The following is a 15,298-nucleotide window of genomic DNA, read 5'->3' on the forward strand; positions in this document are numbered from 1 at the left end:
AGATGACTTCTTCGCTATACATTCCATCGCCGATACGGCATGGAAGAACAATCAATCTCAATACAATGCCATTGCTACCATCCTATCTTTATAGGATGGCACACCTTGGGTATGGCTGAATAGTTACAATAGGGTGACAGATTATAAGTAAATTTCGGATTGATGTGCATATATTCAAGTGTAAAGGAGGTGTTACGTGCACTGTTCAATCCCGGGTTACCATAACTTTCTGCGGTCGGAGTGCTTACGTCAGCAGGGTCCAAATAGGAAATTCCCGGACGGTTAATGGTGGTTGCATAACTGATTTTCAAGGAATTGAACATGTTGAAATTGTATTTTATGCTTGCTGATGGGACCCAGTCGTTCAGGTTCTTGTGAAAGTTCTGCCCGCTTTTATCGGGATATTTAGCATCCAGATAACTGTATTCATATCTCAGTCCGGCACGGGCTGACCATTTCTTGTTGGCATACACCCATTCACCGTAGCCTGCTGCAATCTGAGTGTTGTGGTCGAATTTGTTATAAATGCTGGCAGACGAACCGTCATAAAGCATTGACGTGTTACTGTTATTTTCACGGTTAATATATTTGGCCCCTATTTCCATCTTGTTGTACTTTAAGAAAGGACGGACATAATCGAGTTGGAAGGTGTGTTCTATGAAGTGCTCTTTCTGGTTTTTATCATATCCGCTGTAATCTACCGGCATGTTAACCATATTACTGTATGTCGTCTGTTCATTGTTTACGCTTCGTGTGGTCGACAGCATATAGGAAGCGGTCAGGACTTCACCGTCAAGTTTGGTCTTGTGTTGATAGTCCATTCGTCCGTTCAGATTGTAGTCGTCATATTTCGGGGTCCACAGACGGGTGTCATATTGGTAAAGAATATTCTGATTCGCATCTGTCATACGGTCTGTACCGTTTGAATTTACTTTTACTTTATAGTAATATCCTCCAAAAGAAAGGGTGAACAGATTTAGGGAATCGATCGTATAACTGGCATTGAGGTTGCCGTAATGCACGTTTACTGGATTATTCCCGAACATTGAGGAGTAGCGGGTGTCCCCGGAGTTCTTGAAGAATGTATCACTATGCTGTTTGTTCTGAGTTGCTCCTTTGGGAGCATAAACATAACCGTAATTGACCGAGAAGATTAGTTTGCCTGTTTGTGCCGTAATATATCCATTCTCATTTGAGCTTCCGTGCAGGACATCTACCGCGGAACCCAGGGTACCGGTTACTCCATTTATCTTGGCATCATCGTTCATGACGATATTCAGGATGTAATGCGTACCCTCGGCGTCTTCTTTCGCCCCCGGATCGGTGATGACCTCAATCCTCTTGATCATCGTCGCGGGAATGGACTTGAGTATCAGGCTGGCGTTGCCACCGGAAAAACTCGGGTCAGGGTGACCGTTGCGATAGATTTTAAAATCACCGCTGCCCTTGACTTTAATGTTATCTTGTCCGTCAACGGAAACCATCGGCACTTTACGAAGCATCTCAAGGGTGTTCATCGCCCTTGAATCCTTGTCATGCTGTACATCGTATGACATCCTGTCAATATCATTTTTGATCAGTTTGCGTTGTGCGTTTACCGTAACCTCTTGAAGGTTGAACTGCTTAAAGTATTTACTGGAGTCCTTCTTTACAGAATCGACTTCTGCCGGACGAGATTTTAGGGAAGGATCTGATGGATCTCCCGGAAAGGAAGTTGACCGCTTTGCTTCGGTTTGAGCAAAAGCTGCTGTAGAAAAAGCCAGAATAATAATTTGTAGTAAGATTTTTCTCATTTTCTTGATTTTATAAACTGTATGGTTAGACGCAACGGATTCTTGATTAGTTGCAAAATAAAATGGTTTTTTCTGCTTTTTTTAAGGGCTTTTTTCCGAACATATACAGTTATCTTTGATTTTTTCCGTAGTGGGGAAGAGTTTCCTAAATCTGTCATCTATAACTTCTTGTCTTTTCATCAAAAGAGTTTTTATCATCTAAATACCAAATGTGAGGTTAGGTTCATACTTGCTGTTTGAGGACCGAAATATAAAAAATAGATTCAATTTGTTTCCTGATTGGAAAGAATTTTATATCTTTGTTCGTAGAATTTTTAAATAACCTGATCATGAAAAATGCCAGACTCTTTTTATGTTTGTTTGTTGTTCTCCTTTCAGCTTGTAGCGCTGAGAGTGATGATAGATTTTCTGAAACTACAAGGAATGACTCCAGATCCGTTCAGCGTCTTCTTGGAACATGGGTAGCTGATTCTTTGAGATATAGGGAGGAAAACGGCGGGACGGTGTGGACGAACTGGGAAAACACAGAGCCGGATACGATAACTTTTTCAGCGGATAGTGCTTATTTTGGATTTACCGATAAGGAGGAGATCTCGGGCTCGTATCCTTATCGGAGGAAGGAAAACAAACTGATTTTTGATGAGGTCGGACTGGACTGGAAGATCAGGCCGGAGGGTGGATTGTTCTTGCAATTCAGCTCTCTACAAGAAACAGACCAGTATCTTTATCATAAGATAGAATAGGAAATCGCAGTATTTATGGACATGAAAAAAGCCTTGATAGCAGTTGTAACCAACTGATAATCAAGACTTATACTTGTAGTCGGGATGACCAGACTTGAACTGGCGACCTCGCGCCCCCCAGACGTGTGCGCTACCAACTGCGCTACATCCCGAAATCTTTTAAGTGGCGCTTGTACCGCAACTTTCTATCGAGAGTGATCCGCATGGGGTTCGAACCCATGACCCCAACATTAAAAGTGTTGTGCTCTACCAACTGAGCTAGCGGATCTCTTAAAGCCTCTTTGAAAGGCGACTGCAAAGGTACAACGTTTTTTTGAAATGCCAAAATTATTATTGCTTTTTTTGCCACTCATAGGCTTTTTCTGCCTCTGGAGATCGCCCCGGAAGATGATATTAAGGCTCTTTCCCCCTATTGACGGATGCAGGCTTGTCCTGAGATGCTCCCTTCTCTTTCTGGCCGGTAGGCCTGGTCTTTGGCGTCGTATCTCCGCTTGAAGTTGGTATCGGTACCGGACTCCTTCCGCTCAAGTCAATATCCGATCGGTCTTTGGTCACGTAGCGCTGCCAGTAGGCGATGAGGATCGTTGTCAGAGGCAGAGCAATAATCACCCCGATAAAACCGAGAAGTTCGCCCCAGACTGAAAGGCTGAGAAGGAGAATCGCCGGGTTGAGCCCCATGGCTTTCCCCATGACCTTAGGAGTGACGACCATGTCTGAGATAACCTGGGCGACGGCGAAGACGATCAGAGCTTCACCGAAGATAAGGAAGAAATTCTGCCCGGTGTCGGCAGCTTTCAGCATGGCTAAAAAAGCAGTAGGGATCAGAGCAAAGGCATGCATGTAAGGGATGAGATCAAGGAGCCCGACAAGTATCCCCATTCCGATGGCCACAGGAAAGCCGATAATCGTAAAACCGATACAGAACATGATACCCATGATAAGGGCTACCAGTCCCTGACCCCTGACATAATGGTTTAATTCCGTGGCAACATCACTTGCCAGTTCATGCCAGAACGGACGGTTCTTCTTTGGGAAAATCTTGATCCATGAATCCGTAAGGTATTCATAGTCAAGAAGAATAAAGAACAAGTAGACCAGAGTGAAAAGTGCTGCTATAATACTGAGGATGACATTGGCCGTCTGGCCGAGAACGGTGAAGACCTTAGGCATGGCAATCTTTATGGCATCAGAAAAGTCCTTGCTTTTGAAGATCTTCTCCAGCATCCCTTCATTGTTGACAAACCAGTTTTTGATTACGGCTGTCAGATTGTTGGTATGAGTGGTACTGTTCAGCCATTTTCCCAAGATGTCTCCTAATTTCCCAAATTGTTCAATCATAGGAGGGATGATAGCATAGATGATCCCTGCAAGGATAGCTATCACGAGGATGAGGGTGAGGATGATGGCGATGACCCGCACATGCACATGGAGCTTATACTGTACAAAATGTACAATCGGGTAGAGGAGATAAGCCAGGACCCATGCGACGAAGAAAGGTATCAGTACCGCTTTCAGGTAATTCGTGAAATAGAGGACGGTGAGAATAATTAAGACTACACCTGCCCAACGGATGAATTTATCAAAAGTAATCTTTTGTTGTGGCATATCATTTTCCAGTTATATTTCGTGGTCTTTTTATAAGAGAGAAATAAGATTCTAAACACTGAGTGGGGAATGCAGCCTTTTCGGTAGATCATTAAATAGGATCATGGAGACGTGTGTCAACCTTTTCCTGTTGCTGTTCTTCTTTCATGACTTTCTGGTAGCACTCACGGCACAAAGGTTCATACTCCTCCCTCTCTCCTAGTAATACACGTTTATCATTATGCACAAGTCGGTGGCTGATATAGGCCTGTGCCCCGCAGCGTACACAGATTGCATGCACTTTTGTCACTTCGTCGGCGATGGCGCAAAGTCCGGGCATGGGACCGAAAGGATTACCTTTATAATCCATATCCAGGCCCGCAACGATCACACGTACCCCATTGTTTGCTAATGTATTGCAGACAGGGATCAGTCCTTCATCGAAGAATTGTGCTTCATCAATGCCTACGACCTCTAAGTCGGAGGCCAGAAGCAGAATGCTGGCGGACGTATCGACAGGAGTAGAGATAATGGAGTTGTGGTCATGGCTGACAACATCATGATTAGAGTATCGTGTGTCCATCGAGGGCTTGAAAATCCCTGTCTTTTGTCGGGCGAACATTGCTCTTCTCATGCGTCGGATCAGTTCTTCAGTCTTGCCTGAGAACATTGAACCGCATACTACTTCTATTCTCCCAGGCTGGTGTGCCTCCCCTGCTAAATTTTCCATCATGATTGTTGCAAAGATAATGCTATTTAGAGAAATTGCAAAATAAAAGGACCCTTATTTTGCCTTCTCTGTCCATCTTGCGGGCTGAGTCCTGTTTCCAGGCATGCTAAAGGCCTGTCCGGGGATTTCTGCCAGCGATAAGGGCGGATAACCGAGAGATGGATTTTCCTTTCATATATTCCTTTTCGGGTCTGGTAGGAGATCAATTATGATGTAACTTCCTAAAAATTGTAAAGAAATGGTAGCTTTTTTTGCTTAGTAACAATTTAATTCCTATTTTTGCATAAACTAACTATGGGTATATTGTATATCGTGCCTACTCCGGTAGGTAATATGGAAGATATGACGATTCGAGCCATTCGTATCCTGAAGGAAGCTGATACTGTGCTGGCAGAAGATACACGTACGTCGGGTATCCTGTTACGGCATTTTGGCATTAAGAACCGATTGGTCGCCCATCATAAATTTAATGAACATGGTACGACGGCTGGTATCATTGACCGTCTGAAGGCGGGTGAAACGATCGCTCAGATCAGCGATGCGGGGACCCCGGGCATTAGTGATCCTGGCTTTTTCCTGGCTAGGGAGGCCATTAAGGCGGGTGTTACCGTCCAGACCTTGCCGGGAGCAACAGCTTGTATACCTGCCTTGGTCTCATCGGGACTGCCTTGTGACAGATTCTGCTTTGAGGGCTTTCTCCCTCAGAAGAAAGGGCGTCAGGGACGACTGGAATCCTTGCGGGATGAGACCCGGACGATGGTGTTCTATGAATCACCTTATCGTGTGCGAAAGACTCTGCAACAATTTGCGGAGATCTTCGGGGAGGACAGACGGGCGAGCTGTTGCCGTGAAATTTCAAAAATCCATGAAGAAAGTATACGGGGAACTTTAAGTGAACTGATCCAGCATTTTGAAAAGGTGGAACCGCGTGGAGAGTTTGTTCTGGTCGTTGCCGGCAAAGACTCTTCTCTTGTAAAGGAGGAGCAAAAAATGGAGAAGCAGGCTGGGCGAAAGCGAAATAAAGAATTGAAGATGCGGGAGACGGAAGGAGTGGAAGATTTAAGGGTTGATCAGAAAACTGTAAAATAGAATTAAAAAAATCCAGGAAGAAAGGAGTGGAGTAGTTCTGAAAATCGAATGGATAAGTTGATCATAATAAGGACTTAAAATAAATTCAACAATGAGAAAATTTATGTTATTGGCCTGTCTTGCAACAGCCCTGTTGTTAACAGGTTGTAAGCAAGAGAAAAAAAAGGCCCCTAACCTGATAAAGGTGGAGCAGAATGATTCTTTGAATAAAATCATTGCTCAGAAAGATAATGAAATCAATGATATGATGGGTACTCTGAATCAGATTGATGATGGGTTCCAGCAGATCAACGAGGCTGAGAATCGTGTTAATCTCGAAAAATCCGGTGAGGGGGCTGACAGATCCCAGCAGTTGAAGGAAAACATACAGTTTATTGCCAACCGGATGAGAATGAACCGTACACTTATTTCCAAATTGCAAAATCAGTTGGCTAGCAGTTCTTTCAAGAATGAGCAGCTCCGGGCTACCTTGAAGAAGACTATCCATAATCTGATGAAACAACTCAACGAGAAGGATCAGCAGTTGCAGGAACTCCGCGTGGAACTGGATGCGAAGGATATTCATATCTCTGAACTGGATGAGACAATTAATAATCTGAATACGAATGTCAATGATTTGCAGACTCAGAACACGCAGAATGGGGAAACCATCTCGGCCCAGGACAAGCAACTGAATACGGCCTGGTTTGTGTTTGGCACGAAAAAGGAGCTGAAGGAACAGCATATCATCGAGGGTGGAAAGGTGTTGCAGGCAAACTTCAATAAGAATTATTTTACGAAGATTGACATTCGGAATAGCAGGGAGATCAAACTCTATTCCAAGAGTGCGAGAATACTCACCATACACCCGTCCGGAAGTTATAGTCTGGCTAAGGATGCAAATAAACAGTATGTGCTGAAGATCACGAATCCTCAGATCTTCTGGAGCACGAGCAAATATCTGGTGATCCTTGTCAAATAAGGATTTGTAAGGGGATTCTCGTCGGGAGAGGGCTCTCTACTTGAGGGGACAAGAAAAAGCCTTTGATAACCAATCACGTTATCAAAGGCTTTTTCTTGAAAAGGGGGTAAGCTATTGACGGAATGATCTCCGCTCCCTGAAAAAATCCTGCATGAGTGCTCTGCATTCTTTTTCCAGAATATCAGTGGTGACCGTTGTCTTCGGGTGTAATACCAGAGGCGCAAATTTGTGGTATCCCCGCTTTTCATCATGAGCTCCGAAGACCAGACGGAGCACTTGCGCCCATCCGATGGCAGCTGCGCACATGGCACATGGCTCGACGGTGACATAGAGGGTACAGTCGATCAGGTATTTTCCGTTCAGAGCATCTGCTGCTGCCGTGATGGCTTGCATCTCTGCATGAGCAGTAACATCATGGAGGGTCTCAGTCAGGTTGTGTGCCCGGCTGATGATATGGTCCTTACAAACGACAATGGCACCTACCGGAACTTCTCCCTCGGCTGCAGCTTGTCGGGCCTCGGCGAGGGCCTTACGCATATAGTCCTCATCTTTCCTTTGCTGTTTTCTGACTTTATCGTCTGATGGCTGACTTTCTTTCTTCCTGTTATCCATAACATTGATCGTATTTGATGCCCGGGGGCAAGAGATCATCTTGGATCTTCCCTTGCCTGTTGACTTGCCTTTTACAGAATTCCTTTTCTATACTCTTGCAAATTTAATCATTTTTACTTGACTGTCAATGAGAAAATTGCTATTTTTGCATATCATCTAACCTAAGATACAGGACACATGTCAGAACATAATGAGCGAGGTGCATGGGGAGAAGAGTTGGCTTCCGTCTATCTCCGGCAAAAGGGGTATACCATTCTTGACCGGGACTGGCATCAGGGAAAGCGCGACTTGGATATTGTCGCTCTGGACGAAGAGGGACAGACTCTTGTCTTCGTGGAGGTGAAAACGCGTCAGAATGCTGACTACCAGAGTCCGGAGGAAGCTGTGGATGATCAGAAAATATGCAATCTGGCCTCTGCTGCAGATGCTTATATCAAAAGTCGGAAAATCAATCTTCATGATGTCCGTTTTGATATTATTTCTGTTATCGGCCGCGGACCCCTGCCGGATCGGATCGACCATATCGAGGATGCCTTTAATCCTCTGTTGATTTTAGGGAGAAACAGGAAGAAACGGCGACGCTTTTAAGATATGAAGAAATGATGAAAACAAAAATAATTAAATTAAAAGAGACAGATTCGACCATATCGTATCTGAAGAATTATCAGCCGCAGGTCGATGAGGAAATGACCGTCGTAGTGGCTGATTACCAGTCTGCCGGACGTGGTCAGGGAACGAACAGTTGGGAGAGTGATCCGGGCAAAAACCTATTGTTCAGCATTCTGGTCCATCCGGTGAATGTGCCCGTTGCCCGTCAGTTCTTGTTGTCTATGGCTGGGGCTGTGGCCTTGAAACAGGTATTAGACCAGTATGCAGGGGTTTTTACTATGAAATGGCCCAATGATATTTACTGGAGAGATAAGAAAATCAGTGGCACCTTGATAGATACGTCCTTGTCCCGGCAGCATATCCGCGATTGTATCTTCGGCATTGGCATTGATGTAAACCAGACCGAGTTCCACAGTGATGCTCCTAATCCTATATCACTCTGCCAGATTACCGGCAAGGAAATTTCCCGTGAGGATCTCTTGAAAAAGATCATTAAGACGTTTCAGGATGTCCTCAAAATGATAGACGATGGGGATTATACGGATATAGCTGCTCTTTACCATCAGTCCCTCTATCATGGCAAAGGGTACCATCGGTTTCAGGATCAGAAGGGAATTTTTGAAGCCGGCATCGTGGAAGTTGAAGATGACGGGCATCTGGTCTTGCATGATCATGAAGGGGTGATCCGGGAGTATGCGTTCAAGGAAGTCAGGTTCTTGGACTGACTGGCTTTCACGGGGACCAGATGGTTTTCTGAAGGCTGATGGAGTTGTGGTGATTATTAATTAAAAATACAGATATGGTAAGATTTAAAAGAATACTGCTGAAGTTAAGCGGTGAGAGTCTGATGGGTAAACAAGGCTTCGGAATTGATCCGGAAAGACTTTCTGACTATGCCCGTCAGATCAAAGAGGTGCATGATATGGGTGTTCAGATAGGCATCGTCATCGGTGGCGGGAATATCTTTCGTGGGCTGAGTGGAAGTCAGAAAGGCTTTGACCGTGTAAAGGGTGATCAGATGGGAATGTGTGCGACGGTCATTAATTCTCTTGCCCTCAGCAGTGCCCTGGAGTCTGCCGGTGCAAAGACAAAAGTGCTGACAGCTATCCGCATGGAACCGATTGGTGAATTCTATAGCAAGTGGAAAGCAATAGAGGCCATGGAGTCTGGTTTTATCTGTGTCTTTTCTGCCGGCACGGGAAATCCTTATTTTACTACCGATACAGGTGCCTCTCTCAGAGGAATTGAGATCGAAGCTGAAGTGATGCTGAAGGGAACGCGCGTTGATGGTATTTATACCGCTGACCCGGAGAAAGACAGGAACGCCAGAAAATTCACGGAGATCACCTATGATGAGATCTATACCCGTGGACTTAAGGTAATGGATCTGACGGCTACTACGATGTGTAAGGAAAATGGCCTCCCTATTTATGTCTTCGACATGGATGTCTATGGTAATCTGAAGAAAGTGATGGGGGGAGAGGAAATAGGCACCTTAGTGCATAACTGACATGTATTTTCCTCTCCAGAAGGATAGAATAAAAGGCTCATGGTGATCTATTTGATTACAATGGGCCTTTATCTGTTTTACCTCGCTGTATTATCTTCTTTTGACTGATGTTTCTCTTTTTGCATCAAGACAGAGTGAGATGATGAAATAGCAAAGGATGATCAGCCACCAGGCTTTCAATATCCCCATCAGGATAATCAGAAGGACGGCAAGGAGAATAAAACTGTAACGTACTTCATTGTCCTTCCAGCCCCAATGCTTGAATTTCAAGGCAAACATCGGGATCTCGCTTACTAATAGCCAACTGGTGATAAAAACCATGATCAGTATGGCGATCCAGGAAAATCTTTCGTTCATCCAACCTGGATTGTAATTGATCAACGCTCCCCAGAAAAGGGCATTCGCTGGCGTCGGCAGTCCGATAAAGGAGGTTGTCTGCCGCTTGTCAATATTAAATTTCGCCAATCTGAGGCCGGAAAAGGCGGCCATGATAAAGGCGAGAAAAGGAATCAACTCTTTAATGGAATTGAGGAAGCCTGGATATTCCACAATTCCTAACTGCCAGAAAATCATACTTGAAGGAGCTACGCCGAAGGTGACATCATCAGCCAGGGAATCGAGCTCTTTGCCGATGGGTGAGGATACTTTCAGCAGTCTTGCGCTCATTCCGTCAAAAAAGTCGAAGATTGCTCCAATGATGATCCATGTCAAAGCCCATCCCGGATTTCCTGCCAGGGCGAATGTCGTGGCTACACAACCCGAAAAGAGGTTCCCACAGGTCAGTGTGTTAGGGATGTTCTTTTTGATAAAACCAGTCATATTACTTCAATTTTGCGATGATGGTCTGATCTCCTGTCGTCGCCTGACCCAGTTTTACACATACTTCTGTGCCTAATGGGAGATAGACGTCCACACGGGAACCAAACTTGATAAAGCCCAGATGCTCGTCGATATAACATTCTTCGTCAGCCTTGGCATAGGTGACGATACGCCGTGCGACTGCTCCTGCAATCTGGCGGCAGAGGACATCCTGTCCGCCGGATGTCACGATCATCGTATCGGCATGCTCGTTCTCCTCACTTGCCTTGGGCAGCCAGGCTTTGTGATAATTACCGTTCTGATGGCGGATGAATTTGACCTTTCCGTCTACTGGAAACCAGTTGACATGAACATTCCACAAACTCATGAAGATGGAGATAAGGATCCGGCGATCGTGGAAATATTCATTCTCATCTACCTCTTCGATCACGACGACACGCCCATCGGCAGGTGCGACGACAAGATCCCCCGTATCTTCAACGTTGAGAAACCGCGCCGGACTCCAGTAAAAGTTGAGTATAATTCCATAGCAGACTCCAAATATGGCTACGAAGCACCAGAATGGGATCTTCGTCTCAAAACAATTCCAGAGTATTGCTGCAATCACTGCGAGAGCAATACCTCCGTAAAAGAGTTGATTGGTACCTTCGCGGTGAATTCTGATTTTCCTAATTTTCCTTAATTTCCGTTTCATTCAGGTTGGAATTACGTTGAATACCTTTTAGCCATTATCTTTCAGGTTTGACTTCAGGGAAGGGATAGCCTGATCCTTATGTCCGGAATTTTTAATCGGTTACGAAATGTTCTTTTCCAATGATTGCCTTATTCCTTAATACTCTCATTCGAATAGTAGAAAGAATGAATAAGACTCCTTGTTCTGTGGATCGAATCGTAAATCTGTAAGATCAGAAAATTCTGTTTATATTCATTTATAATGAATGGCTTTAACTTTTTATTCAAATGGTTTTTATTCGACTGCAAAGTTAATTCTTTTTTTAGATAACAACAAATTTTGAAGTTATTCTTTTGGCTGTCTCATGAATTAACCGTAACTTTGAAATCCGAAATCTGAAATCAATGCAAGACTTTATTCATTTACATGTCCATACTCATTATTCTATTCTGGACGGTCAGTCCAAGGTTCCTTATCTGGTAGACAAGGCCATTAAGGATGGAATGAAGGGTATGGCGCTCACAGACCATGGGGTCATGTTTGGCATTAAAGAGTTTGCCGATTACTGTAATAAAATCAACAAAAACCGCAAGGAAGAGGGGAAAGAACCTTTTAAGCCCATCTTCGGATGTGAGATGTATGTTGCCCATCACCATAAGGAAGATAAAGTGAGGGAGAATGGGGATAACAGCGGCTATCACTTGATCGTCCTGGCAAAAAACTATCACGGATATAAGAACTTGATCAAACTGGTGTCACGATCCTGGGTGGATGGTTACTATTACCGCCCGCGGACGGACCGTGCTGACTTGGAGAAATATCATGAGGACTTGATCGTCAGTTCGGCTTGCCTGGGCGGGGAAGTCCCTTCTAAGATCCTGAAGGGGGACATCGCGGGTGCTCGTAAAGCCTGTGAGTGGTATCATCATCTTTTCGGAGATGATTATTATCTTGAGCTGCAGCGTCATGAGGTGAAAGATCCGGAGATCATTGCTAATAGGGAAACTTTTCCTCTGCAGCAGAAGGTCAATAAAGTGCTTATCCAGTTTGCCGGAGAATATGGCATCAAACTGATTTGTACGAATGACTGCCATTTCGAGGATAAGGAGACGGCTGAGGCTCACGATCATCTGCTTTGCCTGGCTACGGGAAAGGATCTGGATGATCCGAACAGGATGCGGTATACGAAACAGGAATGGTTCAAGACCCGTGAGGAGATGAACGAGATCTTCTCTGATATTCCTGAGGCTTTGTCCAATACGATGGAGATATTCAATAAGGTGGAGTTCTATAGTATTGAACATGCTCCGATTATGCCTAATTTCCCTATTCCTGAAACCTTTGGTACAGAGGAAGATATACGGAAGAAATATTCCCATGAGGACCTTCTGAAAGAATTCTCTTCTGATGAAAATGGGGAGCATACCCTTCCTCATGAAGAGGGACTGAAGAAGATTGACAAACTCGGTGGCTGGGAGAAGGTCTATCGTATTAAATTCGAGGCTGAATACTTGTCTAAGTTGACTTATGACGGAGCTAAGACCCATTATGGAGATCCTCTTTCTGAGGAGGTGTCTGAGCATATCAAGTTTGAGCTGCACGTGATGAAGACCATGGGATTTCCCGGATACTTCCTTATCGTACAGGACTTTATCAATGCGGCCCGTAATCAACTAGGGGTAATGGTGGGACCTGGGCGTGGCTCCGCGGCTGGTTCTGTCGTGGCTTATTGCCTGGGCATCACCAAGATCGATCCGTTGAAATATGATCTCCTGTTTGAACGTTTCTTGAATCCTGATCGTGTCAATCTTCCTGATATTGATACTGACTTTGATGATGATGGCCGTGGAAAGGTCCTTCGGTGGGTGATGGATAAATATGGGCATGAGAACTGTGCGCACATCATCACCTATAGTAGTATGGCTACTAAGAATTCTATCAAGGATGTTGCCCGCGTGGAAAAACTTCCTCTGGATAAGGCTAATGCGCTTTGTAAGGCCATTCCTGACCGGTTGCCGGATGGCATGAAGATGAACTTGACCAATGCGATCAAATGCACTCCTGAGCTCCGGGAGGCTGAGGCTTCCAGTGATCCTCGTGAACGGAATACCATCAAGTATGCGAAGATGCTGGAAGGGACTATCCGGGGCACGGGACTCCATGCCTGCGGGTTTATTATCTGCCGGGATCCGATCAGTGACTGGGTGCCGGTCTCGACGGCTGATGACCCGGACTTCCCGGGACTGAAGACGGCGGTAACACAATATGACGGTCATGTCATCGAATCTACCGGACTGATTAAAATGGACTTCCTGGGCTTGAAGACTCTCTCGGAGTTAAAGGAGGCTTGTAAGGTGATCAAACAGACGACTGGTGACATCATCGATCTGGACCATATCCCTATTGATGATCCGCTGACCTATCAACTCTACCAGGAGGGCCGTACGGTGGGGACATTCCAGTTTGAGTCTGCCGGCATGCAGAAGTATTTACGGGAGTTGCATCCTACCGTCTTTGAGGATCTTATCGCCATGAATGCCCTTTACCGGCCGGGACCTATGGATTATATCCCGGAGTTTATCAAACGTAAAAGGGATCCTTCTCTGATCAAGTATGATATTCCTTGTATGGAGAAGTACTTGAAGGATACGTATGGAATAACGGTCTATCAGGAACAGGTCATGCTCTTGTCGCGGCAACTTGCTGGTTTTACCAGAGGGGAGAGTGATGCTTTGCGTAAGGCAATGGGGAAGAAGAAGAAGGCTATTGTCGATGCGATGAGACCGAAGTTCCTGAAACAGGGGGAAGCTAAAGGGCATGATCCGAAAGTCCTGGCTAAAATATGGGCGGACTGGGAGAAGTTCGCTTCTTATGCTTTTAATAAATCGCACGCTACATGTTATAGCTGGGTGGCTTACCAGACGGCTTATCTGAAAGCTCACTATCCTGCTGAATATATGGCGGCCTTGATGACCAGGCGGTTCAGCCAGATCACAGAGATCACAAAGTTGATGGAGGAATGCAAGTCTATGGGCATTGCTACCCTTGGACCTGATGTCAATGAGAGCCGCAGTGAGTTTGCCGTAAACAAGAAAGGTGAAATCAGGTTTGGCATGTCTGCTATTAAGGGCATGGGCTCAGCAGCTTCTAATGAGATCGTAGCGGAGCGGGAAAAGGAGGGTCCGTACCGGGACATCTTCGACTTTGCTCAGCGCGTGGACTCTGCTTCTGTCAATCGCAAGGCTTTTGAAAGTCTGGCTTTAAGTGGGGGGTTTGACAGCTTCGGCCTTCAGCGTGAACAATATTTCGGTACAAATGCTAAGGGGGAGGTCTTCCTGGACCAACTCGTCCGGTATGGCCAGAAATATCAGCAGGATAAGAAAGAACAGCAGAACTCTCTTTTCGGTGGCATGGACGATGTGGATATTGCCAAGCCTGCTGTCCCTGCCGCGGAGGAATGGAGCACAATAGAAAAACTCAATAAGGAACGTGACCTGGTAGGGATCTATCTCTCTGCACATCCGCTGGATGATTATCGGGTGATCATGGAAGATATGTGCAATACTCACTGTTCTGAGGTGGGACGTGATGCGGATAAGAAAGCGCTGGCTGAACGTGGAGAACTGACCCTGGGCGGACTGGTTACCAATGTCGTTTCACGGGTTTCTGCCAAGACGAATAAACCTTTCGGCTTTGTGACGATCGAGGACTATCAGGGATCGGGCGAACTGGCGCTGTTCGGTGATGACTGGGAACACTGGCAAGGGAAACTCCTGAAGGGGAATCCGGTCTATATCATTGCTAAAAGTTTGCCTCGTTTCCGCAATAGTGATTTGTACGAATTGAAGATCCAGAGCGTCGAGCATCTCCAGGATGTCAAGGACCATCAGATCCGCTCCTTCACCATTTCCTTTGACAGTGACGCTATTGATGATACTGTCGCTAATGATATTGCTACTCTGGTGGATGCCAATGAGGGGAGTACGCCGTTGTTCATCAAAATCAGGGATGCGGGGAGCCGGACGGTTGTAACACTGAAATCCAGAAAGAAAACGGTTTCGGTAGGTAAAAACTTGGTTAACTACCTGAGAAGTCACCCGGAAATGAGTTATCATATTAATTAAAAATAATTAAGTGTTGATATTTGTAGGTCATCAAATCATTTCTTAACTTTG

At 45.3% G+C, this 15,298-nt stretch carries 13 protein-coding genes and 2 tRNA genes; 7 read left to right on the forward strand and 8 right to left on the reverse strand.

Annotation, left to right across the window (positions count from 1 at the left end; translation table 11 throughout):
- Positions 1–74: 74 nt before the first annotated feature.
- Positions 75–1,793, reverse strand: coding sequence for a TonB-dependent receptor domain-containing protein (locus ACYRYG_RS11820; RefSeq protein ID WP_460198240.1), 1,719 nt, complete (start codon positions 1,791–1,793; stop codon positions 75–77).
- A gap of 329 nt (positions 1,794–2,122) precedes the next feature.
- On the opposite strand from ACYRYG_RS11820, the gene ACYRYG_RS11825 reads away from it, so the two are divergent.
- Positions 2,123–2,536, forward strand: a complete 414-nt coding sequence (locus tag ACYRYG_RS11825) for a hypothetical protein (protein WP_293418304.1) — start codon at positions 2,123–2,125, stop codon at positions 2,534–2,536.
- 79 nt (positions 2,537–2,615) lie between these two features.
- Here ACYRYG_RS11825 and ACYRYG_RS11830 read toward each other — a convergent pair.
- The 4 genes from ACYRYG_RS11830 to ACYRYG_RS11845 form a co-directional block, all read right to left on the reverse strand.
- Positions 2,616–2,688: transfer RNA gene (locus ACYRYG_RS11830), tRNA-Pro, on the reverse strand.
- 43 nt (positions 2,689–2,731) lie between these two features.
- A tRNA-Lys gene (locus ACYRYG_RS11835) sits at positions 2,732–2,804 on the reverse strand.
- Between the two features lie 125 nt (positions 2,805–2,929).
- The gene (locus ACYRYG_RS11840; protein ID WP_293418302.1) at positions 2,930–4,141 is read right to left on the reverse strand and encodes an AI-2E family transporter; all 1,212 of its coding nucleotides are present in this window, start codon (positions 4,139–4,141) and stop codon (positions 2,930–2,932) included.
- 91 nt (positions 4,142–4,232) lie between these two features.
- Positions 4,233–4,853 carry a thymidine kinase gene (locus ACYRYG_RS11845; RefSeq protein ID WP_293424142.1) on the reverse strand — a complete coding sequence of 207 codons (621 nt, stop codon included), beginning with the start codon at positions 4,851–4,853 and terminating at the stop codon, positions 4,233–4,235.
- A 291-nt stretch (positions 4,854–5,144) separates the two neighbouring features.
- Here ACYRYG_RS11845 and rsmI point away from each other — a divergent pair, with 291 nt between their 5' ends.
- Together rsmI and ACYRYG_RS11855 are read left to right on the forward strand one after the other, a co-directional pair.
- Positions 5,145–5,939, forward strand: coding sequence for a 16S rRNA (cytidine(1402)-2'-O)-methyltransferase (gene rsmI / locus ACYRYG_RS11850; protein WP_293418298.1), 795 nt, complete (start codon positions 5,145–5,147; stop codon positions 5,937–5,939).
- 91 nt (positions 5,940–6,030) lie between these two features.
- Complete coding sequence (locus tag ACYRYG_RS11855; RefSeq protein WP_293418296.1) at positions 6,031–6,900, forward strand: Cbp1 family collagen-binding glycoprotein adhesin; 870 nt, start codon at positions 6,031–6,033, stop codon at positions 6,898–6,900.
- A 111-nt stretch (positions 6,901–7,011) separates the two neighbouring features.
- Here the strand turns inward: ACYRYG_RS11855 and ACYRYG_RS11860 are convergent, their stop codons facing one another.
- A complete protein-coding gene (locus ACYRYG_RS11860) occupies positions 7,012–7,512 on the reverse strand; it encodes a nucleoside deaminase (RefSeq protein WP_293424140.1) in 501 nt (166 codons plus the stop codon).
- A gap of 177 nt (positions 7,513–7,689) precedes the next feature.
- On the opposite strand from ACYRYG_RS11860, the gene ACYRYG_RS11865 reads away from it, so the two are divergent.
- The 3 genes from ACYRYG_RS11865 (at position 7,690) to pyrH (ending at position 9,631) form a co-directional block, all read left to right on the forward strand.
- Positions 7,690–8,100, forward strand: a complete 411-nt coding sequence (locus ACYRYG_RS11865; RefSeq protein ID WP_293424138.1) for a YraN family protein — start codon at positions 7,690–7,692, stop codon at positions 8,098–8,100.
- 14 nt (positions 8,101–8,114) lie between these two features.
- Positions 8,115–8,846, forward strand: a complete 732-nt coding sequence (locus ACYRYG_RS11870; protein WP_293424850.1) for a biotin--[acetyl-CoA-carboxylase] ligase — start codon at positions 8,115–8,117, stop codon at positions 8,844–8,846.
- A gap of 74 nt (positions 8,847–8,920) precedes the next feature.
- Positions 8,921–9,631 (forward strand): UMP kinase, encoded by a 711-nt coding sequence (gene pyrH, locus ACYRYG_RS11875; protein ID WP_293418290.1) that lies wholly within the window; start codon positions 8,921–8,923, stop codon positions 9,629–9,631.
- 90 nt (positions 9,632–9,721) lie between these two features.
- Here pyrH and pssA read toward each other — a convergent pair whose 3' ends face one another.
- Both pssA and ACYRYG_RS11885 read right to left on the reverse strand, forming a co-directional pair.
- A complete protein-coding gene (gene pssA / locus ACYRYG_RS11880; protein ID WP_293425265.1) occupies positions 9,722–10,450 on the reverse strand; it encodes a CDP-diacylglycerol--serine O-phosphatidyltransferase in 729 nt (242 codons plus the stop codon).
- A gap of 1 nt (position 10,451) precedes the next feature.
- Positions 10,452–11,144: a phosphatidylserine decarboxylase family protein gene (locus tag ACYRYG_RS11885; protein ID WP_460198242.1), complete on the reverse strand. Its 693-nt coding sequence runs from the start codon at positions 11,142–11,144 to the stop codon at positions 10,452–10,454.
- Positions 11,145–11,527: 383 nt separating this feature from the next.
- Between ACYRYG_RS11885 and dnaE the strand changes: the two genes are divergently transcribed.
- Complete coding sequence (gene dnaE, locus ACYRYG_RS11890; protein WP_460198243.1) at positions 11,528–15,247, forward strand: DNA polymerase III subunit alpha; 3,720 nt, start codon at positions 11,528–11,530, stop codon at positions 15,245–15,247.
- Positions 15,248–15,298: the final 51 nt, after the last annotated feature.

Source organism: Segatella asaccharophila, from assembly GCF_054687055.1.